The sequence below is a fragment of the Colwellia sp. KU-HH00111 genome (genome assembly GCF_040362745.1).
In the GTDB taxonomy this organism is placed as follows: Bacteria; Pseudomonadota; Gammaproteobacteria; order Enterobacterales; family Alteromonadaceae; genus Colwellia.
In genome coordinates this window covers 221,640-246,618 of record NZ_BAABWO010000007.1, presented here as the reverse complement: position 1 = coordinate 246,618, position 24,979 = coordinate 221,640, and the positions used below count along the sequence as shown (strand labels likewise).

At 37.7% G+C, this 24,979-nt stretch carries 18 protein-coding genes; 9 read left to right on the top strand and 9 right to left on the bottom strand.

What is annotated here, in order from left to right:
• Positions 1 to 34: 34 nt before the first annotated feature.
• Together ABXG98_RS14295 and lnt are read left to right on the top strand one after the other, a co-directional pair.
• Positions 35 to 916, top strand: coding sequence for a CorC family transporter (locus ABXG98_RS14295; protein ID WP_353539364.1), 882 nt, complete (start codon positions 35 to 37; stop codon positions 914 to 916).
• Complete coding sequence (gene lnt / locus ABXG98_RS14290; RefSeq protein WP_353539363.1) at positions 909 to 2,483, top strand: apolipoprotein N-acyltransferase; 1,575 nt, start codon at positions 909 to 911, stop codon at positions 2,481 to 2,483. The genes ABXG98_RS14295 and lnt overlap by 8 nt, the downstream gene beginning before the upstream one ends.
• A gap of 16 nt (positions 2,484 to 2,499) precedes the next feature.
• Here lnt and ABXG98_RS14285 read toward each other — a convergent pair whose 3' ends face one another.
• Positions 2,500 to 3,462 carry a GGDEF domain-containing protein gene (locus tag ABXG98_RS14285; protein WP_353539362.1) on the bottom strand — a complete coding sequence of 321 codons (963 nt, stop codon included), beginning with the start codon at positions 3,460 to 3,462 and terminating at the stop codon, positions 2,500 to 2,502.
• Between the two features lie 50 nt (positions 3,463 to 3,512).
• Positions 3,513 to 4,661 (bottom strand): response regulator, encoded by a 1,149-nt coding sequence (locus ABXG98_RS14280; RefSeq protein ID WP_353539361.1) that lies wholly within the window; start codon positions 4,659 to 4,661, stop codon positions 3,513 to 3,515.
• A 190-nt stretch (positions 4,662 to 4,851) separates the two neighbouring features.
• Here ABXG98_RS14280 and tpx point away from each other — a divergent pair, with 190 nt between their 5' ends.
• Entirely contained in the window at positions 4,852 to 5,505 is a 654-nt protein-coding gene (tpx, locus tag ABXG98_RS14275) for a thiol peroxidase (protein WP_353539360.1), read from the top strand.
• Positions 5,506 to 5,842: 337 nt separating this feature from the next.
• Positions 5,843 to 6,310 (top strand): Hsp20 family protein, encoded by a 468-nt coding sequence (locus ABXG98_RS14270; protein ID WP_353539359.1) that lies wholly within the window; start codon positions 5,843 to 5,845, stop codon positions 6,308 to 6,310.
• Positions 6,311 to 6,361: 51 nt separating this feature from the next.
• Here ABXG98_RS14270 and ABXG98_RS14265 read toward each other — a convergent pair whose 3' ends face one another.
• The 3 genes from ABXG98_RS14265 to prmB are packed head-to-tail and all read right to left on the bottom strand — an operon-like array spanning position 6,362 to position 9,687.
• Complete coding sequence (locus ABXG98_RS14265; protein ID WP_353539358.1) at positions 6,362 to 7,552, bottom strand: MFS transporter; 1,191 nt, start codon at positions 7,550 to 7,552, stop codon at positions 6,362 to 6,364.
• 32 nt (positions 7,553 to 7,584) lie between these two features.
• The gene (gene aroC, locus ABXG98_RS14260; protein ID WP_353539357.1) at positions 7,585 to 8,709 is read right to left on the bottom strand and encodes a chorismate synthase; all 1,125 of its coding nucleotides are present in this window, start codon (positions 8,707 to 8,709) and stop codon (positions 7,585 to 7,587) included.
• 39 nt (positions 8,710 to 8,748) lie between these two features.
• A complete protein-coding gene (gene prmB, locus ABXG98_RS14255) occupies positions 8,749 to 9,687 on the bottom strand; it encodes a 50S ribosomal protein L3 N(5)-glutamine methyltransferase (protein ID WP_353539356.1) in 939 nt (312 codons plus the stop codon).
• A gap of 107 nt (positions 9,688 to 9,794) precedes the next feature.
• Between prmB and smrB the strand changes: the two genes are divergently transcribed.
• Entirely contained in the window at positions 9,795 to 10,328 is a 534-nt protein-coding gene (gene smrB / locus ABXG98_RS14250; protein ID WP_353539355.1) for an endonuclease SmrB, read from the top strand.
• 21 nt (positions 10,329 to 10,349) lie between these two features.
• Here the strand turns inward: smrB and sixA are convergent, their stop codons facing one another.
• Positions 10,350 to 10,868 carry a phosphohistidine phosphatase SixA gene (gene sixA / locus ABXG98_RS14245; protein WP_353539354.1) on the bottom strand — a complete coding sequence of 173 codons (519 nt, stop codon included), beginning with the start codon at positions 10,866 to 10,868 and terminating at the stop codon, positions 10,350 to 10,352.
• A 233-nt stretch (positions 10,869 to 11,101) separates the two neighbouring features.
• On the opposite strand from sixA, the gene ABXG98_RS14240 reads away from it, so the two are divergent.
• From ABXG98_RS14240 to ABXG98_RS14230, 3 genes are all read left to right on the top strand, one after another.
• The gene (locus ABXG98_RS14240) at positions 11,102 to 13,912 is read left to right on the top strand and encodes an insulinase family protein (protein ID WP_353539353.1); all 2,811 of its coding nucleotides are present in this window, start codon (positions 11,102 to 11,104) and stop codon (positions 13,910 to 13,912) included.
• Between the two features lie 161 nt (positions 13,913 to 14,073).
• The gene (locus ABXG98_RS14235) at positions 14,074 to 18,786 is read left to right on the top strand and encodes an EAL domain-containing protein (protein WP_353539352.1); all 4,713 of its coding nucleotides are present in this window, start codon (positions 14,074 to 14,076) and stop codon (positions 18,784 to 18,786) included.
• Between the two features lie 203 nt (positions 18,787 to 18,989).
• Positions 18,990 to 19,346 carry a hypothetical protein gene (locus ABXG98_RS14230; protein ID WP_353539351.1) on the top strand — a complete coding sequence of 119 codons (357 nt, stop codon included), beginning with the start codon at positions 18,990 to 18,992 and terminating at the stop codon, positions 19,344 to 19,346.
• A gap of 337 nt (positions 19,347 to 19,683) precedes the next feature.
• Here the strand turns inward: ABXG98_RS14230 and ABXG98_RS14225 are convergent, their stop codons facing one another.
• The 3 genes from ABXG98_RS14225 to fadI all read right to left on the bottom strand — a co-directional run bounded on the left by ABXG98_RS14225 (position 19,684) and on the right by fadI (position 23,664).
• Positions 19,684 to 19,869 carry a hypothetical protein gene (locus ABXG98_RS14225; RefSeq protein ID WP_353539350.1) on the bottom strand — a complete coding sequence of 62 codons (186 nt, stop codon included), beginning with the start codon at positions 19,867 to 19,869 and terminating at the stop codon, positions 19,684 to 19,686.
• A gap of 310 nt (positions 19,870 to 20,179) precedes the next feature.
• Positions 20,180 to 22,336, bottom strand: a complete 2,157-nt coding sequence (fadJ, locus tag ABXG98_RS14220; RefSeq protein ID WP_353539405.1) for a fatty acid oxidation complex subunit alpha FadJ — start codon at positions 22,334 to 22,336, stop codon at positions 20,180 to 20,182.
• Between the two features lie 23 nt (positions 22,337 to 22,359).
• Entirely contained in the window at positions 22,360 to 23,664 is a 1,305-nt protein-coding gene (gene fadI, locus ABXG98_RS14215) for an acetyl-CoA C-acyltransferase FadI (protein ID WP_353539349.1), read from the bottom strand.
• A gap of 302 nt (positions 23,665 to 23,966) precedes the next feature.
• Between fadI and ABXG98_RS14210 the strand changes: the two genes are divergently transcribed.
• Positions 23,967 to 24,932 carry an AAA family ATPase gene (locus tag ABXG98_RS14210; RefSeq protein ID WP_353539348.1) on the top strand — a complete coding sequence of 322 codons (966 nt, stop codon included), beginning with the start codon at positions 23,967 to 23,969 and terminating at the stop codon, positions 24,930 to 24,932.
• The last annotated feature ends 47 nt before the right edge of the window (positions 24,933 to 24,979 follow it).

The window sequence follows — 24,979 nt, the reverse complement described above, 5'->3', positions numbered from 1 at the left end:
ACAATTAAGTAACTAAAGGATATTAAAAAGCTCTATGAGCGATGACAACCCCCACCAGAATAACGGCTCAAATAAAAAGTCTCTGTTGACTAAATTTATCCAACTTTTTAGCTCTGAGCCGAAAAATAAAAATGACTTGGTTGATGTATTATCTGATGCTCAAAGTCGTGAACTTATTAATCCTGAAACCAAACTAATGATTGAAGGTGTATTGGGCGTTTCAGAAATGCGTGTTCGAGATATCATGATACCTCGCTCGCAAATGGTTACCATTGATAGAAACCAAGTTCTGGAAGAGTTTTTACCTATTATCTTAGAGTCAGGCCATTCTCGATTTCCCGTAGTAAATGAAGATATTGACCATGTTGATGGTATTTTGTTGGCAAAAGATCTGCTCGCTTTTGGGTTTGGAAAAAGTACTAATGATGAGTTTATTTTAAGTAATTTCATCCGTCCTGCGATTATTGTTCCTGAAAGTAAAAAAGTAGAGCCTTTATTGAAAGAGTTTCGCTCTAACCGTTATCACATGGCATTAGTTGCCGATGAATACGGTGGTATTTCTGGTGTGGTTACCATTGAAGACATTCTCGAACAAATAGTGGGTGAAATTGAGGATGAAACCGATGATGATATTGAAGAAGACATCAAAATACTTGCCGGCAATGTTTATCTAGTCAGAGCATTAACGCCACTGGCAGACTTTAACGAATACTTTAACAGTAAATTTAATGAAAAATCGGCAGATACTATTGCCGGTATTGTTTTACAAAAAATCAATCATATGCCGCAAAAAGGTGAAAAAGTCACTATAGGTGCTTTTGAATTTAAGGTGGTTGCTGCAGATACCCGCTGCATGCAAATGCTAAAAGTAACCGTCGCGAAAAAACATAAAATCAATGGTAAAGTGAGTGATTAAAACTAGCGTTACTGCATGGTATTCTCGCTTTAAAAAAAGTATAAGCTATAAAGAATACTGGTTGTGCTTTATCACAGGTTTAAGCTTAGTGCTTGCTTACGCACCTTTCTCTCAGTGGTATTTAACCTTGATACTCCCGGCGTTTGTTTTTAATCAAATTCAACGCCAACCACCTAAAAAAGCCGCTAAACTCATGGGGGTTTTTGCTTTTGGCTGGTTTGCCAGTGGTATCAGTTGGGTGCATGTGAGTATTGATCAGTTTGGCGGCTTGCCGTTAATGCTATCACTTGGCTTGATGTTATTACTTTGTTTATATTTAGCTATCTTTCCTGCTTTAGCGGCCTATTTAACGGCGAGGTTTTCAAAAAAACGTCAGCTTAATTTGTGGCTGCTACCCTCGTTTTGGCTGATTAGCGAATACTTACGAAGTGTATTTCTGACTGGTTTTCCGTGGTTGTCGTTAGGTTACAGCCAAATAGATAGCCCATTGGCAAACTTTGCTCCTATTATTGGCGAAGTCGGTATCACTGCCTTAGTGATCATGATCAATGTTAATTGGGTTAATCTAATCAATCGCAAAAAAATCAATCGCTCCAAAAATACAAGATACGCTGTGGGGTTATTCCTTATAGTAGCTTCATTAAGCGTTATTTTGGGCAAAGTTAGTTGGGTTTTACCGACAGGCACAACGACAAAAGTCGCTTTAGTTCAGGGGAACATCGCTCAATCAATAAAATGGGCACCCGAGCAAGAATGGCCAACCATGCTCAAATATTTAGATCTAAGTAGAGTAAACTTCGATGCAGAGCTCATTATCTGGCCTGAATCAGCTATTCCAGCACAAGAGCCAACAGTGCAGGATTATTTAAGCACTGTAAATCGCTCAGCCCTGTTAAACGATAGTGCTATCATTACCGGTATCCTTAACTATAATTTTGAAAGTAAAGAGTACTTTAATAGCCTTGTTGTATTAGGTAAGCAGCAAGCGGATGATGAACAAGGCTATTACTATAATCATCGCAATCGTTACTCCAAGCACCACCTATTACCCATTGGCGAATTTGTTCCTTTTCAAGAATGGCTAAGACCTTTAGCGCCGTTATTTAACCTACCTCAATCTTCTTTTGCGAGAGGGAACTACATTCAAAAAAACTTAGTTGCTAACAATTTACATTTATTACCGTTACTTTGCTTTGAAATTGCTTTTCCACATCAACTGGCAGCCAATTACGCAAACACAACTGATTTATTATTAACGGTAAGTAATGACGCTTGGTTTGGTGGCTCTCATGGACCTCACCAGCATATGGAAATTGCTCGAATGCGCGCATTAGAATTTGGCAGGCCATTATTACGCGCAACCAACAACGGCATTACGGCTGTCGTTGATCATCAAGGACAGTTTATTGCTCGCGTTCCACAATTTCAAGAAATAGTCCTAAATGCAGAAGTTCCGTTAGTCACTGGAAAAACACCTTATAGTCAATGGCCGCAACTAATATTACTATTGCTAATGATCATTCCATTAATCATAGCAAAGGCACTTGAGCGTAAAAACGTTACTTAGTGAAGCAATTCAACCATTAATCTGATTTATATATACTAACCTTATTTCTTCCATTTTCTTTAGCGTGATACAGTGCAGCATCAGCGCTTTCAATCCAAGCTTCATAATTTTTAATTGACGAATCAACCTCAGCTACGCCCAAACTAATGGTGTAGTTAAGTTCAATATCATTATATTTGACCACAGCAGCCTCGACTTCTTTACGTAAACGTTCAGCAAAAACAAACGCATTTTCTGCAGAAGTATCAGCAAGTAGAATGGTAAACTCTTCACCGCCATAGCGTCCTGAAGTATCTGTTTCTCTAACATGCGAGCGGATCAAAGCCGAAATATGGCGAATCACTTCATCACCCACCATATGCCCATGATTATCATTTACTGCTTTGAAGTGATCTATATCTAACATAACTAATGAACTCGGGTTTTGACTGCGTGTCCATCGCTTATATTCTGTTTGTAAGCAGTTTTCCCAATGGGTACGATTAAAAAGCCCTGTTAGACCGTCAGTTTGACTTAAGACACCAAGCTCTTCATTAGCCGCTTCCAAACTCATTTTATGCATTGCATTATCGGTCATATCATAAACAAGCAAACATAAATGACTCACTTCACCCGTTGTTGAGAGTAACGGGATAAAAGTGGTATTTTGATACATATAATTAGCGCTACCTGTGATCGGACGATAACTGTTAAATTTAAACAAATAAGGTCGCTGTTCCCAAATGGTAAAGGCTTTATTTTTTAATAAAAATACTGATTCAGCTTTGCGTTTAAACCACTCCTGTGGAATTTCATCAAACAAATCAAATAACACTTTCCCTTTGACTTCTCTAGGTAAATAACCACTATGGTTTTCCATAAAGCCATTAAAAATTTGTACTTTATAATCTTTATCTAAAACAACTAAGCCAACATCAATGTTGTGGAGCATCTCCATTAACCAGTGTAATTCATTTAATTGTGAAGATTCTAATGTCATGGCTGATCCCATTTCTGTGTATGTATTAGTTTTACTTAACCTAGATGAAATTACTCAATTAGGTACATGAGCTTATTATTTAACGCTATCATTGAGTGCTCGGTGAACAATAACAATAAGTCACATTTAATTGGATAATTTTCAATACTATAGCTTATTTCAATGGCTAAAGTTTTTGCCCATTTATTGGCATTGTTGGCAACTAATTCTGAGATTTTTCTATGTTGTCCTAACACCACCGGATGACCTTGGCTGAAATCAATATCAAGTTGCTCTGAAAAACCTTTTAAACAAGCACCAATTAAAACGTTAGATAAATCCATCAATAACTCTAGCTCTGTGCCTTCATTTTCTGCATACTGATAATTCATCAAGGATGCAACATCTTTAAAGCTTGAGTCATTTAAAATTAATAATGCTTCACCTGAAATACCAGCACTAATAAAGCCCTGACAAATACCCGAAGTACTTTCATTTGATTCAACATCCCTCAGAGCCATGCTTAGCTCACTCACTTCAATAAAGTTAACGTTTGGAATAGGCAGTTCAACAAATACATTAAGCAAGCGTGCCAACAAATCCCCTGCTCTGCCCATTGCTACATTCGATACCTCTTGATAACAATCTCGTAAATCAGATGAAAGTGTCAATGGTGCTTCGTTTGAAACATCAGAGGTTTCCACTTGAGGAGTTTGAGGCGACAAAGGTGTATCAATGCTAGGGTTATCCTTGGCAGATTGCTCAACTTTAGGCTCAGTAATTGGAGACTGCTCTGCCACTTCTACTGACTCAGCAGCTATATCAGCTTCAACTATTGATTGCTGATCTGCTTTAGTGAACACGCCATAAGCGAGTAGCACTTCCGTTAATTTCTCTTTATTCACAGGTTTTTGTATAAAATCCAGTGCACCTAAGCTGGTTACACGTTTGTGAGCTTCCGGTTGTATATCACCAGAAACAACGATAGTTAACGTGGGTAAATCCTGCTTTAAAATAGCTTCAAGTACTTGATATCCATCCATCTCTGGCATATTTAAATCAAGCAATAGCACATCACCTTTGCCTTCTTTAATTGCAGCAACCCCTTCAACACCATTGGTTGCAAAGCTGACATCGACATCCCAACCATCAGGCAAAGAGCGAGCTAGCTGTTTACGTGCCATATTTGAATCATCACAAATTAATAGCTTAGTTGACATAAAAAGCATCACCTTTGATAAATAAAAATTAATGAAAAGCAGCCTCTACATTAACCTTTGTTGTTATTTTTCTCATGTTAATACTAACAATAGGTTATTTTTCAATATCTTTACAGTAATTTAAAAAAATAATACAGAAATCAAACAAGAAAAACGGTAAACTTATTTTTTCCTTCAATAACCTGAAAACATGATGAATTTATTTATTGCAAAAAAACTTTTATTTACGCTGTTTTTAACCTGTTTAAGCTTTACTGTAAATACATTAGCATTGGCTAATAACAATTTGACGCAAACACAAAACTTAGTAAAAGCAAACAACAAGTACGTCACTTTATTAGGTACTCAAGTTGCCATCAATGAGCAAGCACCTAATTTTAAAGTAGTAGATAAAAACTTTACCCCGGTACAATTATCAGACTTTAAAAATCAAACCGTTTTAATCTCTGTGGTGCCAAGCTTAGATACAGGTGTTTGCTCCTTGCAAACCAAACGCTTTAATGAAGAAGCAGCAAAATTACCTAAGAATATTACGTTACTAACCATTAGCAATGATTTGCCCTTTGCACAAAAACGCTTTTGTAAAGTAGAAAGTGTTGAGCAAATAAAAGTATTGTCAGACTCAGTTTGGCGAAATTTTGGTGAAAGCTATGGTTTAATTATTAAAGATATGGGATTACTCACCCGTGCTATTTTTATTATCGACAACCAAGGTTTAATAAAATATAAAGAATTAGTAGCTAATATTTCTGAGCACCCAGATTACGAAAAAGCATTGGATGCAGTAAAAGCTATTGCCCCTGCACTAGCTGATGTACAAAGTATTAGCACGGAAAAAAAATAATATAAATCAGGTGATATTAGCAACATATAGAACCACTCCAACGGCCTTTTCATAAAATTTTTTCGTTAATCTCCTTGAAAAAGAAAACATCGTTCCCATCTCTTATAGTGTAGTCGCCTTAGGGGCTACACTATACCAAAGGGTATAAACTCATTGCCTGTTCATTTAGAAAGGCAGCATTATTTTTCAATGAGTTTCGCTCAGTTTTCTCTATAGCACAGAATTATTTTGTTTTTATGCAACCTCGTTGGTAAAAATAAAACGCTGCAGAAAAGCTTAGTTAACGTCTCTCATTGCTTGATAATATTATTATTGCTAATTATTAGGATATTTTACTATGCGTACAACTACAGATTTCAGCCCACTTTATCGTTCATTTATTGGCTTTGACCACTTAGCTGGCTTAATAGACAAGGCATCACGTGCTGACAAACAATCATCTTATCCCCCTTATAACGTAGAGTTATTAGCCGAAGATAAATACAGAATCACCATGGCCGTTGCAGGGTTTGCTGAACAAGACATTGATATAGAGTCAAAAGACAATAGCCTCATTATTATTGGTACCAAGGCGAACAGCGTAAGCACTGATAATAAAGAACAACAAACCATGAGAAAGTTTTTACACCAAGGTATTGCGGAACGCAATTTTGAAAGAAAATTTCAACTTGGAGAACATGTTAAAGTAGTAGGTGCTTTTATGGAAAACGGTTTATTGCATGTTGACTTGTTGAGAGAAATTCCTGAAGCGCTCAAACCACGAAAAATAGCCATCAACGGCAAAAGCTTATTACACGAAAGTTAACCTTTACTCGTTTATTCAGTGTTCCTCCCCTTTGTTTATATTTTTGCCCAGTCATTGACTGGGCTTTTTTATTGTCTTTGGCCAAAAAAGCATTAGCAAGGCTGCAATAAAAGCTGAAACACTAGCGGTTAAAAATGTTGTGCTTGCCCCAAGGCCATCAAGCCATAAAACCCCAGCAATATAGGCACCTATTGCCCCTCCTACACCATATACACCACCTAAATACACTGCTTGCCCCCTCGATTGCTGACAACGCGTAAAGTGCTCACTGATAAAAATCATTGACGCGCTATGAAACAGCGCAAAACTTGCCGCATGAATCAGCTGTGTCAATGCTAAAAGCCAAATTGACTCTGCATATAATGCAACAATAAACCAACGAAGCGCAGTAGCAGCTAAACTAACAATTAAAATAGCCTTTAATGTAAAGGCTTTAAAAAAGCTACTGGCAAAAATAAAAATAAGTATTTCGGCGACCACGCCAAGAGAAATCAACAAGCCAACAGCTACCCCAGGGTAAGCTAAATCACGTAAAAATAACGCAAAAAAACCATAGTAAGGCCCAAAACTAATTTGTAATAGCACGCCTGCCATAAAAAAAATGATGAACCTTAGATCAAGTAACTTACCAGTTATTGCCAACGCTTGTTGTTGTGGTTTATTCACTATTCGCTGTGGCTTGATTACCATGGTAGAGATTAACAAGCACAATAAAATAACCGTGCCCATCCACACAAATGCATTGGTAAAAAGATTAGCCTCGCTATTTAATAAATTGCCAGGTGCGTAGTACTCCATTACTTGACCAGCTACCACGGCTAAAACGATAAACCCAAGACTTCCCCACAAACGAATACGAGCGTATATTTTGCTACTATGTCGTACTGACGTTAAGGTAAACACTTCAAGTTGCGGCAAAATCGCCGTCCAAAACAAACTAAACAAAGCTAAACAGAAGCTAATTGGCCAATAACTATTTAACCAAAACAACACGATAAAGCTTAATAATGCCAACAATGCGCCAAGGCGAATAATCAGTAATTTTTGGCCTGTTTTATCAGCTAATATTGCCCATAAGCTAGGTGCCACAATTTTAGTAGCGGTAAGAATAGCAAAAATTTCACCTAGCTCAACCGAGGTAAAACCTTTGCCATCAAGGAACACTGAGAGATAAGGTGATATTAAGCCTAAAATTGCAAAATAAAAAAAGTAACTTGTAGCAAGTCGAGTAAATAATGACAACGTAAATCCTTAACTTCCCGACTTATATCTCGTTAATTTTGTGTAATCACAGGTGTATCACAAACAACATCGGCATTTTGTGCTCTATGTCTTAAATAATGATCCATCAAGGTTAACGCTAACATGGCTTCAGCAATAGGCACAGCGCGAATACCAACACAGGGATCATGTCGGCCTTTAGTGATAATATCTGACGCTTCACCTTGCGAGTTAACAGTTTTACCACTAACGCCAATGCTTGACGTAGGTTTTAATGCCAAATGGGCAATAATATTTTGTCCTGAAGATATTCCACCCAACACGCCACCAGCATGGTTACTACTAAATCCTTGGGGGGTAAGTTCGTCTCTATGATCAGAGCCTTTTTGATTAACCACTGCAAAGCCATCGCCAATTTCAACACCTTTAACCGCATTGATACTCATCAAACCATGAGCAATTTCAGCGTCAAGTCGGTCGAAGATAGGCTCACCTAAGCCAACAGGTACATTGGTGGCAACTACACTGACTTTCGCACCGATTGAGTCTTTAGCACGCATAACATCACGTAAATGCTGATCTAATTGTTCAAGTTTGCTGTTGTCAGGAAAAAAGAATTGATTTTGTTCAACATCTTGCCAATTGATGTCTGCAAAATCAAGTGTCGAACCGTCTGCCGATGTGGCAGTAATGTCACCAATTTGTGTAACACAGGCTTGTATTTTCATGCCAAATTTTTGCAAAAGATATTTTTTTGCTACGGCGCCAGCAGCAACTCGCATAGCGGTTTCTCTTGCCGATGAACGGCCACCGCCACGATAATCTCTTAAACCATATTTTTGTGTGTAAGTGTAATCCGCATGACCTGGTCGAAAACTTTGGGCAATATTACCGTAATCTTTTGAGCGTTGGTCTGTGTTTTCAATAAGTAGGCCAATGGGTGTACCTGTTGTTTTTCCTTCAAATACTCCTGACATTATTTTAACTTTATCCGCTTCGTTTCTTGCGGTAGTAAAACGAGATTTACCAGGACGTCTTCTATCAAGATCACCTTGTAAATCCTCTTCGGATAATTCAATGCCCGGGGGGCAGCCGTCAATAATAGCGCCAAGGCCTAAACCATGGCTTTCACCAAATGAGGTTACGGTAAATATTTTTCCAAAGGTATTGCCTGACATTCTAACTCCGACGTCTATTTAAGTTTTTAATATTTCAAATTAATGGTGTTCTAAAGCTGCAGTAAAAACATCTGCAAACTCAATCAATTGAGCCTTGGTTAACATAAACACACCATGACCACCACGCTCAAAATTAAGCCAAGTAAAAGGCACCTCTTGGTAGAGAGCCCTCACATGAACCTCTGAATTACCCACCTCACAAAATAACAACCCACCCTCATTAAGGTATTGTGCACTTTGCGCTAAAATCACACGGACAATATCTAAGCCATCGTGACCACAACCTAACCCTATTTCAGGTTCATGCTGGTACTCTTTCGGCATACTATCAATGTCTTGTTGATCGACATAAGGTGGATTACTGACAATTAAATCATAACTTTGCCCTTCAACCCCAGAAAAAACATCAGATTGAATTGGAATAACTTGTTCACAAAGCCCATGGTTTTCAATATTCATTTGCGCCACATTTAATGCATCGATTGATAAATCAACGGCGTCAACTTCAGCCTCGCTAAAATAACTCGCACAAGCGATTGCTATACAACCACTACCTGTACATAAATCTAAAACACGCTTAGGTTCATTATTGGCGGCAATATAGGGGAAAAACTTATTTTCAATTAATTCCCCAATAGGTGAGCGCGGCACGAGTACCCGTTGGTCGACGTAAAAAGGTAATTGCGCAAAGTACGTAATATTTGTGATATAAGCCACAGGTATTTGTTCTTCAATACGGCGGCTAAACAACGCTAAAATGTTTTGTTTTTCAGACTCAATCAGATGACAGGTCATTATACTTTCATCTACATCATTAGGTAAAGACAACGCATACATCACTAGGATATAAGCATCGGTAAATGCATTATCACTACCGTGACCATAAAAAAGCTCTGATTGGTTAAACAGCGTCGCACCATATCGGCAGTAGTCTGCAATAGTGTGTAATTGACTTGTTACTGAGGTTAATTTAGCCACGATATTTTCCTAAAAGTTATTGATTCTTGCCATTCATTACTTGTAAAGGTTAGCAGATATTTTTAAACTGCCACTATGATAATGAAAACATCCCTAAAAGAGCCCAAATGACCGATGACAAACTGTTATTTGAACAAGCAATCGGCAAAGTCAAGCCCTTAAAAGGGGACACCATACACTTTGCCAAAAAGGTCAGCAAGCCTAAACATTACTTGCATAAAAAAAATAAGCTAAAAGACAATAATAAAGCCTTGGCACAGTTTCACTTTTCTGATGAGTTTGAGCCCAATCTAAACACACAGGGACCAATAAAATATGTGCGTACCGATGTAGATAGTTTTGAGGCGAAAAATTTGCGTCGTGGTATCTATAGCCCGGATCTCATTCTAGATTTACACGGATTAGATCAGCACCAAGCAAAAAAAGAAATAGCGGCTCTTTTGTACGCTTGTCAGAAAGAGCATGCGCAGTGTATTTGTATTGTGCATGGTCTTGGTTCAAGAGTACTAAAAAATAAAGTTCCCCATTGGTTAGTACAACACCCTGACGTGATGGCCTTTCATCAAGCACCATTGGAATGGGGTGGTAATGGAGCACTATTAGCCTTGATCGAATTAAAAGATAAATTCACTAAAAATTAAATCTCTTTACCTAAAATCAATTTAAATATCTTGTGGTGATATCATAGTAACAAACTGCCCGTGCATTTGCTTCACATCATAATCGATAACGGCAATAGCGCCTGTAGCAAATATTGGCATATTCGACGAGCCCGTTAATTCTCCAACCAAATAACTAACAAAAGGCATATGTGAAACAAACATAATCCCTTGATTATCGCTTACACCTTGCTCTTGGGTCATATCAAAACCACCTTGTAATAGACCATCTATATAATCATGAAGCTGAGGTGCTTTTCCTGATGGCGTTATAAAATCTAAAGTAGTTATCTCAGTGTTAACCAGCAGAGACGCTTTTGATAGCGCCTCTGTGATATGAGTACATGTCTGCTGAGCTCTGACATAAGGACTCACAAAAACTCCTATCATCGCAAGTTTACTATCCGCCAACCAATGCCCCATTTTTTGCGCTTCATAAGCACCATGCTTTGTAAGTGGTCTCAAAGAGTCTTCACCTGCAGCGTTTGCCGCTTCTCCATGACGCATAATAAATATTTTCATTTTATCTCCCGCACATTAGCTTGGTATTAGGCGGTTTAGTTCAAATAAATCCTCTAAATATTTGAGGATATAATAATTTTCCGGCTATAGTAATAGAAACTATACTCCTTTAATATTAACTGTTAAGAATAAAATTATCTCTCGTTATTCCATAAGGTAATTTAGATAATATAAACCTATAATTTTTCGACGCTATATTTAACTATTTCATTTCAACGCGAGGAGCCATCTACTTGAAACAAAGTCCAAATGATTTTAAAAAATATCAATCACTTACCTTGGACAATGGTTTACGGGTTTTATTGATTAATAATGAAGATAGTGACAAGTGCGCTGCAGCACTTGCAGTAAATGTAGGTCACTTTAACGATCCTTCAGATAGGCAAGGATTAGCTCATTTTCTTGAACATATGTTATTTCTAGGGACAACTACATACCCTGATGGCAGCGAATATCAAAAATTTATTCGTCAACATGGTGGCAGCAATAATGCTTGGACCGCTACAGAACATACCTGCTTTTATTTTGATATCCACCACCAACACTTTGAAGAAGCACTCGATCGCTTCAGTCAATTTTTTATTTCCCCACTGTTGGCCGAAGAGTTTATCGCTAAAGAACGTAAAAATATTGAAGCTGAGTTTAAGCTAAAACTTAAAGACGATGTTCGTCGATTATACGATGTACATAAAGAAACGATTAATCAAAAACACCCTTTCTCACAATTTTCCGTCGGAAATATCGATACCCTTAACGATAGAAATGGCCAAAGCATTAGCCAAGAAGTGAAGGATTTTTTTAATTATTATTATCAAGCAAGCTTTATGACTTTAGCCATAGAAGGTCCCCAATCCTTAGGCGAATTAGCCAGCCTAGTCAAAGCAAGATTTAGTCAAATCAAAAATAGTAACTTATCACTACCTGAGATAACCGAGCCTTTATATTTACCTGAACACCAAGGCATCTATATTGATGTTCATCCGGTCAAAAATGAGCATCAATTAATTATCAGCTTTGCGATGGAGAGCATTGATAAATATTACCAAGATAAACCTGAATCTATTTTAGCTTATTTAATAGGACACGAAGGTGCTGGCAGTATTTTAGCAACATTAAAACAAAAACAATGGGCTATGGAGTTAACTGCGGGCTCTGGGATAAACGGCTCTAATTTTAAAGACTTTAACATTAGTATTAGCTTAACTAAGTTAGGTGAAGAACACACCGATGATATTGTAAGTGTTGTTTTTTCGTATATTGGTTTGCTCAAATCCGCCAACATTCCTCATTATTATTATCAAGAAAAAAAAGCGCTCGCTGAATTGTCATTTACCTATCATGAAAAAATCAGCCCGTTAGATAATGTCAGTCAATTAGCGATAAATATGCAACATTATCCTTGTGAGGATTACATTTTTGGTGATTATATTATGACCGGAATGGATGATGACAAGGTGAACCACTTACTGAGTTATTTGAATGCCGACAATGTTAGAGTGATACAAATCAGTCAAAAAAAACAATTCACTAAGACAAGCTTTTGGTATCAAGTGCCTTATCATGTCAGTAATATCCCATCAAAATTACTGGCACATTGGCGAGAATTATCTTCGTCAAACAATAACAATTCTGTTGCTGAGATGCGGTTGTTTTTACCTAAAAAAAACACCTATATCAACGGTATACCTCAAGTTTATGATAATGTATCCCCCTGTAAATCACCTAAAAAAATAGCAACATCAGATGGTTTATCTGTCTGGTACAAACAAGACACCACCTTCAAGGTACCCAAAGGGTATATTTATATTGGTATTGATTCACCAATCTCTATCGCCAGCATTGAAAATATTGCAATGACACGCTTATTTGTCGATCTCTATACTCATACTGTGGTAGAAGAAAATTACGACGCAGAACTCGCCTGTATTCATTATCACCTCTATGCCCACCAAGGCGGTATTACCTTGCAAGTGTCAGGTATTAGTGAAAATCAGCCAATATTAATAGAAAAACTGCTATACCGATTAAAACACCATCAGGTGAGTCAAGAAAACTTTGCACTTTTAAAGCAAGAGTTAATAACACATTGGCAAAATAGTGATAAAAACAAGTCTATTTCACAACTTTTTTCTACCCTAAGCTCTCTAATGCAACCAAATAACCCAAGTGCTGAAGCGTTAGCCTGCGCACTTAACCAAATTACCTTTGCTCAATATCAAAAATTTACTCAGTATTTATTTGAAAAAGTCACACTTGAAGTATTAATTCATGGAAACTGGCTCATCAGCCATGCCAACCAAATCGTCAGTTATATCAAACATGCTTTTAACCAAAACTATCGCTCCACTCATGCTGTAGAATGCCCCGTTATTGACATGAACAACAAACAAACTCAGGTGTTACCCCTAAAGATCCCTGAGCATGATCATGCCACGGTAATCTATTATCCGCTTGCCAACAGAGATCATAGTTTAGTCGCCCTCACCATGGTGACTAGCCACCTTTTATCCCCTTTGTTTTTTCAAGAAATGAGAACAGAAAAACAATATGGCTATTTAGTTGGAGTAGGTTACGTGCCAATAAACCGCTATCCTGGTATTGCGTTTTATATTCAATCACCACATACCGACGCAGTGACCTTAACAAAGGCTATTGATGATTTTATCACTGAAAGTTTATCTATGTTAGACGAAGTGGGTGAACAAAATTGGCACCATTTAATCCATGGATTAGCGGGGCAACTTCAAGAAAAAGACAACAACCTGCGGATAAAAAGTCAACGTTTCTGGGCCGCAATATGCAATAAAGATTTGCTTTTCACCCATAAAGAACAGTTAGTTTCCGCCATTTTAACGTTAAAATTTTCGCAGGTGAAAAGCTTCATCAATAATCAATTACTCGCGATGTCTAATCCAGACCGCATCATACTATTATCAGTACCAGAGGACAGTACTGACTTAGCAGACCAGATCAAAAATGAATTAAACGGTGAAAATATAAGCAAACACACTGATTTCACTATAAATAACAAAAGAAAATTTTAACTCTGCCGATAAAGAGACAATAAAAGAATAGTTATTAAAAAATCAATCGGTAACAAACGTTGACTTAAAACAACACATGATTTTTAATGGTCTGTCGCTTGATTTTTATTTTATCTTACAATGATTATAATTGTCATTTTCTCTATATTTTAGGTTGATTTGTGTTTTCATATTTTTTCAAATTATTTATCATCTATTTTCTAAATAGAATAACTGTTAGCACAACACCTACATTTGCTAGAAAGCAGCTAATCTGCTTTATTTTATTTAGTTCTTGCTCAATCACCGCAACTGCAGCTCAAAGCACAACTGATACCACAGAAACCATTAAAAGCACGCTAATTGAATCAGGAAAAAACCCATTAAAGTTTAGTCAATTATCTACTGCAAACGGCCTTTCAAACTCTAATGTATTTGGGGTAACCCAAGACCAGCAGGGTTTTATATGGTTTGCAACCGAAGATGGCCTAAACCGTTTTGATGGTACCAACTTTGTTATTTATCGACATGATGCCAATAATCAACATTCCATTGCCGATAATGTTATTCGCAAAATATTTATCGATAGTGAAAACACTTTGTGGGTCGGCACCCAAAATGGTTTAAGCCGTTATAATATCGAGCTTGACAACTTTGATAATTTTTACAACGAGAGCCATAATGAATCGTCACTTAGAGATAATGTTATTTGGAATATTTATCAAAATAAAAATACTGAAATAATCAAATCTAAACAAACGCCGTTGCTCTGGGTATCAACTTCTGAAGGACTGCATACCCTGTCAGTTGCCACAGCGATTAAAGACATCAAGTTTACCCGCATCAAAGTGAGGAATTATGATGAGCGTATTCGAGAAATAAAAACTATTTTTCAAGACAGAAAAGAAAACTATTGGCTTGGCAGTTTCGACAAAGGAATACACTTACTGAGTAAAAACCTTAACTATATTGGTTCGCTCAAAAGGCAAAATAAATTTCATTTGAACATTAATGCCAATGCATTATTTGATATGGAGCTCATTGATAATAACTACTGGTTAGCAACTGATAATGGTTTATATATTGTTGATGAACGCTATCGTTTAGTTTCACACTTAACCAATCAACCCAGACAAGATAATACAAAGACATCGTTATTATCAAACACTGTCCGAGCCATTAATCAATTCGATGACAACCAGGTTTGGTTAGCCACCCAAAATGGTTTAAATGTCATCAACCTATTAAACAACCAAATTGAAAGTTATCAAAGTAACCAAAAACCAACATCTTTGAGTGAAAACTGGTTAATGGATATTTTTCAAGATAAGAATAACAATATGTGGTTAGCAAGTTATGGTGGGGGGCTTAATAAGTACTCAAGCCTTGCTAATCTTTTTCACCATGGGTTGGTTGGTGATAGCACTATAAGTTATCGAATTGAGTCTTTTGCTGAAGCGCAAGACGGAACAATATGGCTCGCAACCGAGCAAAATGGCTTATTTCAAATAAATAATACTCTTCAAGTAAAAAAACTAGATTTCAGCACACATAAAAACATTAGGCAAATATTGGCTGGCGACAATGGAAGTATCTGGTTACATACTGATAAAAATAATCTTTTTAATTTTTTCCCTGAGACTAACAAATTAGTAGAACATAAAAAATGGCTTAGCGAATCTGGCTACATTGATAGTAAATTAATAAAAACAATTAATAACAACCTTTGGTTTATAAATGAAAGTGGTGTTTTAACAAGTTACATACCTAGCAAACAGACTTTTATTAAGTACTCTAAAAAAGGAATACCACCTCTAATCAACATAGAAAAAGATGAAAATCAACTACTCTGGCTTGTAACTATTAAAAATGACCTACTAAATTTCTCAACGGCAAACAAACATTTCACTCCATTAAACACAACGATTAGAAAAGACTTCAAAAAGTCATCGATTAACAACATTAGCGTTAGCGAAAAGACTGTCATTATTGGCTCAGACTCTCACGGCCTCATCTTATTTGATAAGAAAAGTAAGAACATTAGTATTTTCAATGAAAACAATAAACTAAAAAACAACTACATTGCCTCTATTGCTTTTGACTCAATGGAAAATGCATGGGTTGCTACAAATAAAGGACTTACAGCAATTCTGACAAATAAAAATATTGTTGTTAACTTTGATGCAGATTACGGAATTAACACACCCGAGTTTACAAAGAGAGCCGTACTAAAATCGAAAAGCGGAAAATTATATTTTGGAAGCCCAAATGGCTTTTACAGTTTTAGCCCAGAAGATTTACTACAAATTAATCAGTATATTTCTCAACCGATCTTTACAAACTTATTTATAGCTAACAAACGTATTAATATTGCTTCTAAAAGCTCGATAAATGAACCTAATGAGAGTCTTTTTACCTTAAATAAACAGCTTGATGCTTTAACTGAACTTGAAATTGAATACAAGCAGTCTCCTATTAGCTTTGAATTCACTACCCCTAATATTAAATTACACAGTCAATTAAGATATCGCTACCGTTTACTTGGTCTTGAAAAGGGTTGGATCGATGCAGCAATAAATATTGGCAATAATAATAACCGAGCGACTTATACTAACTTAAACCCAGGTGAGTACGTATTTGAAGTACAAGCCTATGATGTTCTTAGCCCTGAAAATGCAAAAACAAGTCGATTAAATGTACTTGTATTACCACCTTGGTGGTTATCCACAACTATGTTGTTAGTCTATGGAGTGCTCGCCTTACTATTTTTAGCGTATGTTATTCAACAGTATAGAAATAAACGCCTGTACCACGCACAAATTAAAGAAAGTGAAGAGCGATTAAAACTGTCTCTCTGGGGTAGTGGCGATGAAATGTGGGATTGGAATATCATCACAGACAAGATATACCGCTCAAATATTTGGGGGATTTTAGAGTTCCCTCAAGATGGTACTCGCAATAAAAGTATTGAAAAAAATAGTGCCGGGCAAGTTAAAACTAACATTCACCACCATGATCTAGAGCGAGTTAAAATAGCATTAGAAGAGCATTTCACCGAAAAAACCGATCACTTTGAGGCGACTTACCGAGTAAAAAACAAACATGATCGCTGGGTGTGGATTTTAGATCGTGGAAAAATTGTTGAGCGCGACGACAACAACAGCCCCGCGCGAATGACAGGTACACTAAAAGATATTAGTCAAATAAAAAAAGCCGAAGAGCGATTAAAATTATTCGCTCGGTGTATTCAAAACATATCAGATGCGGTTGTGATTTACGATCGCCAATTTATTGCGGTTGATGTCAACAAGTCGTTTCAACGCATCACTGGAAAAACAAGAAAACAAATGGTCGGCCGGGCATTAAACTTTAGCCAATACCCCAAAAGTTTCACCCAAGACATCAAGCACCATTTAGAATCAAAAGGCAGTTGGCATGGTGAAATCGAAAGTTTACGCACCGATGGCACTAAATATTTAACTGACTTGAATATTGATATTATTCATGATGAAAACCATAATATTTCTCATTTTGTTGGGGTGTTCTCTGACATTACCAAACGCAAAGAAACCGAGGCCGAATTAAGAAAGTTAGCAAGCTCTGACACTTTAACAGGGTTACCCAACCGCTCTTACTTTCAAGCCCATCAAGCACGTTTAGTGAAAAATAATATTTCTCATGCATTACTGGTATTTGATTTAGATAATTTCAAAAAAATCAATGACTCTCTGGGTCATCAAATCGGTGACGCCATCCTATGCCAAGTGGCTAAACGTATGCTTACACTCGGGCGTAAACAGGATAGCGTTTATCGATTAGGAGGAGATGAATTTAGCCTGATTATAGAAGGGACAAATGATATTCATACGATAACATCATTGGCCAAAGCGATTTTAAAAATGGTGGCTCAACCTTTTAAAATAAAAAACCAAGAAATTGTCCTTTACAGCAGTATAGGCATTGTACTTTTTCCAGAAGATGGTGTGACGGGTCATGAATTATTAAAAAATGCCGATACTGCCATGTATCATGCCAAAGATAGTGGCGGTAATAAGTACCAATTCTTTAGTGAGTCTATGAATAAAAAGGCGGTCAAACGGTTGCAAATTGAAAGCCTTATTCGACACGGTTTAAAAGATGACTCTTTTTCTGTCTATTATCAACCAAAAATTGAAATAGCCACCGGACGAATTGCCGGAATGGAAGCCTTAGTTCGCTTTGAAACCCCAAGCAGAGGGGTTATCAGCCCAGTCGTATTTATTCCAGTCTCAGAAGAAACAGGTCAAATTATTGATATTGGTGAAATTGTTCTAAGAAAAGCCTGTTATGCTACCAAAAAATGGGTGGATTCTGGTTTATTTGATGGCCGGGTCGCCGTTAACCTGTCCGCAGTACAGTTTACTCAAAACAACCTAGTCTCTCAAATAGATAATATTTTAAAGGATAGTCAACTACCCGCTAAATACTTAGAATTAGAGATTACCGAAGGCACTGTAATGGACTCGCCACAAACAGCTATCGATACCATGTTGCAAATCCGCGCGTTGGGCGTTCATTTATCGCTAGATGACTTTGGCACGGGTTATTCATCTTTAGCTTATTTGAAAAAATTCCCTTTAAACACCTTAAAAATTGATAAAGCCTTTGTTGATGACATTGAAGAGTCTGAACAAGGCAGAAATATGGTTGCAACCATAGTGACTATTGCCCATAACTTAGGAATGGATGTTGTTGCCGAAGGGGTTGAAACCGAACAACAACTGAGCTTTTTATCTGGGTTACGTTGTGAGCAACTACAGGGCTATTTATACAGTAAACCCTTGGCGACCGAGCATTTTCAAAAATATCTACTCTCCCACAAAATCACCCATAAATCGACAACATTCAGTCGGTAATTCAGCAGTCTAACTGTATACGTCAAAAAAACGACACACCAATAATGTAATGAAGGACAATCACTTTAGGCTAGGGTCTTATATAAACGTTAAAAATCAATGACTCCTTGATTATTATCGCCATAAAAAAAACAATAATATTGGCATGGTTTAAGCATGATAATAGCTGCTAATAAACCATAATATAAATAAAAGGAAAGTGCATGTTAAGTTCAATTATTCTATCAATGGCAATGTCTGTTTCACCAGCTACAGTTACTGACACTAATTCATTAGACATCGAGACTATAGGTGATACACGTGGAACTCGTCGTCTTAACTCATCTCAAGGCATAACTTTAGAAGTAGTTGGCGATACACGGGGCACAAGACGCCTAAGTGCATCTCAAGGCATAACTTTAGAAGTAGTAGGCGATACACGGGGCACAAGACGCCTAAGTGCATCTCAAGGAATAACTTTAGAAGTAGTTGGCGATACACGGGGCACAAGACGCCTAAGTGCATCTCAAGATAAAACATCTGAAGTAGTTGGCGATACACGTGGAACTCGCCGCCTGTAAAAACCTGACTTTTTGGGAGCTAATTGATGATTAATTTATTAAAAAATTTATTCTCTACAAGCAAGCAAAAAAAAGCAAATCCAATTGCTGCTCGTATTGAAATAAAAGAAACCTCTGCCAACACTTGGTGGTCGTAACTCACTATCAAAGCTTACTAACATGGATGTTAGCAACTTTATTCCTTCAACTTATACACTACCTCAATTTCATCTTATCTGCTTTCGCTCAATACCCTGTATACCTGGTGATTATAATTAATCAATACTGAGCAAACCACTTAGGCGTCAAGCTCTACACCCAAGCTTAAACGAGTTGTTCTAGCGTTAAGACACAGACACTAAGCATTAAAAATAAGCTGTTCAAAGCCAAACAATCGATTACAGTACATCCGCTTTTTCATAATAAACATCGGCCAAATCAACGGTCCAAACACAGCCCCCGCCAAAGTCCAACGCTTTCGCCCCATACCACTAACCAATGCCTGACAGTAAAAAAACACGCCAAACAACACGCTTAAAGACAAAATAAATAGCACCAATAAAAACAAAATAGCACACCTACTACAACCACATATAGGTTAAATGAAAGCTTAAAAGAAAAAATCGGCGCTAATATAATTAAATCATGGCACTAATTCAATGCCCTTCACGCTATATTTAGCCATTAGATCGTATTATTTACGGCAATAACTTGCCGGTAAAGCAAAAACATAATTGCCACACTCCGGATCTTTATTTCCTCTAACAACAGGACCCGCTTTACTTCTATTTGCTTAAGACAAAAAAAAGCGCTAACTTCTAACAGTCAGCGCTTTAACCAGTCATTACTTGTTTCTAATAGTAACGAGTACCGTTTTCAGCCATAGTAACTAAGGCTTCACAAGGCTCATACCGTTCACCATGTTGCTTCGACCATTGGCTAAGTTGTGCAACTAACGATTGCGCGCCAATTTTATCAATATAACGTAATGGGCCGCCTAGGAATGGCGGGAAACCAATACCAAATATAGCACCAATGTCACCGTCACGAGCATTACGCACAATGCCTTCATCAACACAACGAGCCGCTTCATTAAGCATCATGTAAGTACAACGTTTAGCTATTTCATCTGCAGACAAACTTCCTTTAGGCGTAAGATTCAACAAGGTATAAATACTTTCATCAACTTGTTTGCCTTTTTTCGCTTGCTTACCGTATAAATAAAAACCTTTTTCAGCTTTTTTACCTAAACGACCATCATCAAGTAACTTAGAAAATGCCGCTGGTGCTGCAAAACGTTCACCTAAATCAGCTTGTAGAATCGGCCCTATTTTCGCGCCTACATCAATACCAACTTCATCCAGTAATTGCATCGGTCCTACTGGGAAACCAAAATTAACTAACGCTTTATCCAGCTTATCTATCGGCTCACCCGCTAGTAATAAAATAGCCGCTTCATTCATATAAGGCGCTAAAATTCTATTGACATAAAAGCCCGCTTTATCTTTAACAACAATAGGTGTTTTACCTTGCTTTTTGGCAAAAGCAACCGTGGTAGAAATAACCTGATCAGATGTATTTTCATGAGGAATAATCTCAACCAAAGGCATTTTATCTACTGGTGAAAAATAATGTAAACCAATCACGTTCTCTGGACGCTTGGCTTTTGCCGCAATATTTCCAATAGGTAAACTCGAAGTATTACTAGCAAAAATAGTCGACTCTTTTGCCTGCTGCTCAATTTCAACTACCATCTGTTGCTTTAACTCTAAATTCTCAAATACCGCCTCAACAACGATATCAATATCATTAAAACCAGAATAATCATCACAGCCTGTGATCATCGACATTTGCTTTTGCATTTGACTTTTAAGCATAAAACGACGTTTAACTTTTTTATTCAGTAAGTCATAACTGTATTTTAGCGCATGGCTAATACCTTGATGACCAATGTCTTTTATACGAGCTGGAATACCTGCTTTAGTGGCAGTAACAAAGGCAATACCTCCGCCCATTAAGCCACCACCAAGAACGCCTGCTTTAAGTATTTTTTCTGGCATAACATCAGCAACACCCTGCTCTTTTTTCATTTCTGTGGTGGCAAAAAAGAGGTTGCGCAATTGTGCAGATTCAGGACTCAACACTAATTCAGCAAAATGTTCAGCTTCAATTTGATAACCTTTTGCTGGTGTTTGCTCCATGCCTGTTTTCACACAATTAATAATTTTAGCTGGTGCAGGGTAATTGCCTTTAGTTTTAGCTAGCACTGATTTTTGTGCTTGTTTATAGACTATACTACGACCTACTGATGTTCCTTCAAGAAACTTATTAAGTATCGATGATTTGAATTTTACTGCTTGCTTAACATTTCCTGCAAGTGCCATTTGCTCAGCCGTTGCCAGCAAAATACTATTAGGGACAACATCATTAACCAAACCTGCTTTTAACGCTTGCTTAGCTCTGAGTTGTTTACCAGTTAACATCATATCTAGGGCTTTTTGTACGCCCACTAACTTAGGTAACCTTTGTGTGCCACCTCCACCAGGTAGCAAACCTAACTGTACTTCAGGTAATCCTAATGCAGTCTTAGGATTATCACTACAAACACGGGCATGACAAGCCATAGCCAACTCTAAACCGCCACCTAGACAGGCACCATTGATAGCAGCGACAATAGGAATATTTAACTGCTCAAGTTGTGAAAAAATCACCTGTCCCTTACGGGTAAGTGCAATGACTTCATCTTTGCTTTTACACTCATCAATCATATTGATGTCTGCACCAGCAACAAACGAATCTTGTTTACCACTGCATAAAACTATGCCCTTAATGGTGTTATCTGCTTTAATTTGTGCAAGTACAGCTGTTACTTGTTCAGCAAATTCAGCCTTAAGGGTATTCATGGTATCTTCAACCACATCCATAATTAAATGTGCAATGCCATTTTCTTGACGGACTAAAGTAAAAGTACTGCTATTTGTGTTCGCTTGATTGTTGTTTACTTCGTTCATTGTATCTACGTTATTATCAGTCATTAATCTGTCTCCAAAACCATCGCTGCACCTAAACCACCTGCCGCACATGCTGTCGCTAGGCCAACACCACCACCGCGTCGATTTAGTTCATTTAACGTTTGCGTAATTAATCGCGCCCCCGTTGCCGCAAAAGGATGACCATATGCTAGTGAGCCCCCCATGACATTAAACTTAGTCATATCAATATCACCAATGGCTTTATCACGCCCTAGATGCTCCTTGGCGAACTTATCGCTAGCAAACATTTTCATATTCGCGAGAGCTTGGGCGGCAAAGGCTTCATGCATTTCAATCAAATCTAAATCTGCTAATTCTAATCCAGCACGTTTTAATGCAATGGGCGTTGCGAAACTTGGTCCCATTAATAAATCTTGCCATACATCAATAGCAGCAAAACCATAACTACGAATATAACCTAATGGTTGATATCCTAGCTCTTTTGCTCGACCTTCACGCATAAGTAAAACGGCTGCGCCACCATCAGTTAACGGTGTACTACTTGCAGCGGTTACTGTGCCGTGCTTTCTATCAAAGCAAGGACGTAGTTTAGCGTAACTTTCCAATACCGAATTTTCACGAATACAATTATCTTTATCGATAAAACCTTTATAAGGTTCACTATGTGCAGACATCACTTCACCTGCAAGCTTACCTTCTGCCCAGCTTTTAGTGGCTAAGGTATGAGAGCGATGCGCTAACGCATCTTGATCTGCTCGAGCGATGTTATAGGTTTTAGCCATTTGCTCTGCTGTTTGCCCCATAGATATACCCGTAGAGTATTCCGCTACAGCAGGAGAAACAGGTAGTATGTCTTTTAGGCCTAACTTGCGAATTAGCGCTATTTTTTGACCTAAGGTTTTGGTTTTAGTGATATCCACAAGCGTTCGAGCGAATTTTTTTGAGACACCAATAGGCGCAACAGAAGACGAGTCAGCACCACCAGCGATACCAACATCAACAAAACCACTCATGATAGATTCAGCTACGTTAACCGTCGATTGAAAACTGGTGGCACAAGCACGAGAAACACTGTATGCATCAGTATGAACATTCATGCCCGTACCTAAAACAATTTCACGGGCAATGTTTGGTGCTTCAGGCATTTGAACTACTTGACCGAACACACATTGATCAATAATTGCAGGGTCAACATCATGCTTTTGTAATAACTCATTTACCACTAGTTTACCTAAATCAACGGCAGGTACACCATGAAAGGCAGTGGCTTGTTTAGCAAAAGGGGTTCGAAGTCCTGCAACTACAGCAATTCGCTCACCTTTTGAGGTGGTCATTTTTATCGTCATCTAATTTATTCTCCAGTTAAGGTGTTTTATTTAATGAAAAAGATAAAACACAAAGAGGTCTGACCTCTTAAGTACTTCCTTGATTCTAACGAACTACACGAAAATATCAATCATTGAATTTTTCATATATTCAAGCCTAGCGCAAAAATCACCTTTACTTTACTCAGTCAATCGAAAAAAAATTGTTACAACAAAGTTAAAATAGCCTTGTATTCTTTCACTATAACCCTATATAAAGTGCTAGAGTTCGTTACAGCTAATCTCACATACTTAAATAAAACTGATAAAAGACAAAAACAAATATGGCTATTGAACATTTTTCCACATTAAAAGAACATTTATCACAACAAATAATTGGTCAACCGGCTTTTGTTGAAAATTTACTTATTGCCTTATTAGCAAACGGTCATTTAATTGTTGAAGGCCCGCCAGGTTTAGCCAAAACACGTGCAGTTAATGCTTTAGCCGATGGCCTTGAAGCTGATTTTCATCGCATTCAATTTACCCCTGACTTATTACCCGCCGATTTAACAGGCACTGATATTTATCGTCCTGAAGATGGCAGTTTTGTCTTTCAAGCAGGCCCTTTATTTCAAAATTTAGTGTTAGCTGATGAAATTAACCGTGCACCGGCAAAAGTACAGTCTGCGCTACTAGAGGCTATGGCTGAAGGACAAGTAACTGTGGGTAGAAAAACCTACCAATTACCTGAACTATTTTTGGTGATGGCTACTCAGAACCCTATTGAGCAAGAAGGCACTTACCCATTACCTGAAGCACAATTAGATCGCTTTTTGATGCATTTAGAAATTGACTACCCTGATGCCGCTAGCGAACTTGCCATATTAAAACTCAATCGCGGCGAGGCACTAGCCGACTCTAGCCAAGAAAAAACACCATTAAGGGTATTAAGCCAAGCAGAAATATTTAATGCGCGTAAAGAGGTACTTAATATTCATATGGCGCCTGCACTTGAAACATACATGGTTGATTTGATTATGGCGACACGTCAACCCGAGAAGTATGATGACAAGTTAAAGTCTTGGTTAGCGTTTGGTGCTAGCCCACGAGCAACAATTGCTTTAGACCGATGTGCTCGCGCTCGCGCTTGGCTACACAACCGTGACTTTGTCAGCCCTGAAGATATTCAGGCAGTATTACACAACGTACTTAGGCATAGACTACTTCTTAGTTATCAAGCAGAAGCTGAAGGCATAACGGCCAATCAATTACTTGATCACTTATTAAGCTTAGTTGCTGTAGCTTAGTTTTTAGCTTATCGATCCGTGAATAGACTTGGTAATAGGCACTACAC

Bases quoted from the DNA above. Each gene is read 5' to 3' on its own strand.
- tpx (WP_353539360.1), top strand. From the start codon at position 4,852: ATGATGAATTTATTTATTGCAAAAAAACTTTTATTTACGCTGTTTTTA.
- fadI (WP_353539349.1), bottom strand. From the start codon at position 23,664: ATGACGATAAAAATGACCACCTCAAAAGGTGAGCGAATTGCTGTAGTT.
- ABXG98_RS14295 (WP_353539364.1), top strand. From the start codon at position 35: ATGAGCGATGACAACCCCCACCAGAATAACGGCTCAAATAAAAAGTCT.
- ABXG98_RS14285 (WP_353539362.1), bottom strand. From the start codon at position 3,462: ATGACATTAGAATCTTCACAATTAAATGAATTACACTGGTTAATGGAG.
- sixA (WP_353539354.1), bottom strand. From the start codon at position 10,868: ATGAAAATATTTATTATGCGTCATGGAGAAGCGGCAAACGCTGCAGGT.
- smrB (WP_353539355.1), top strand. From the start codon at position 9,795: ATGACCGATGACAAACTGTTATTTGAACAAGCAATCGGCAAAGTCAAG.
- ABXG98_RS14280 (WP_353539361.1), bottom strand. From the start codon at position 4,661: ATGTCAACTAAGCTATTAATTTGTGATGATTCAAATATGGCACGTAAA.
- ABXG98_RS14210 (WP_353539348.1), top strand. From the start codon at position 23,967: ATGGCTATTGAACATTTTTCCACATTAAAAGAACATTTATCACAACAA.
- aroC (WP_353539357.1), bottom strand. From the start codon at position 8,709: ATGTCAGGCAATACCTTTGGAAAAATATTTACCGTAACCTCATTTGGT.
- ABXG98_RS14230 (WP_353539351.1), top strand. From the start codon at position 18,990: ATGTTAAGTTCAATTATTCTATCAATGGCAATGTCTGTTTCACCAGCT.
- ABXG98_RS14270 (WP_353539359.1), top strand. From the start codon at position 5,843: ATGCGTACAACTACAGATTTCAGCCCACTTTATCGTTCATTTATTGGC.
- fadJ (WP_353539405.1), bottom strand. From the start codon at position 22,336: ATGAACGAAGTAAACAACAATCAAGCGAACACAAATAGCAGTACTTTT.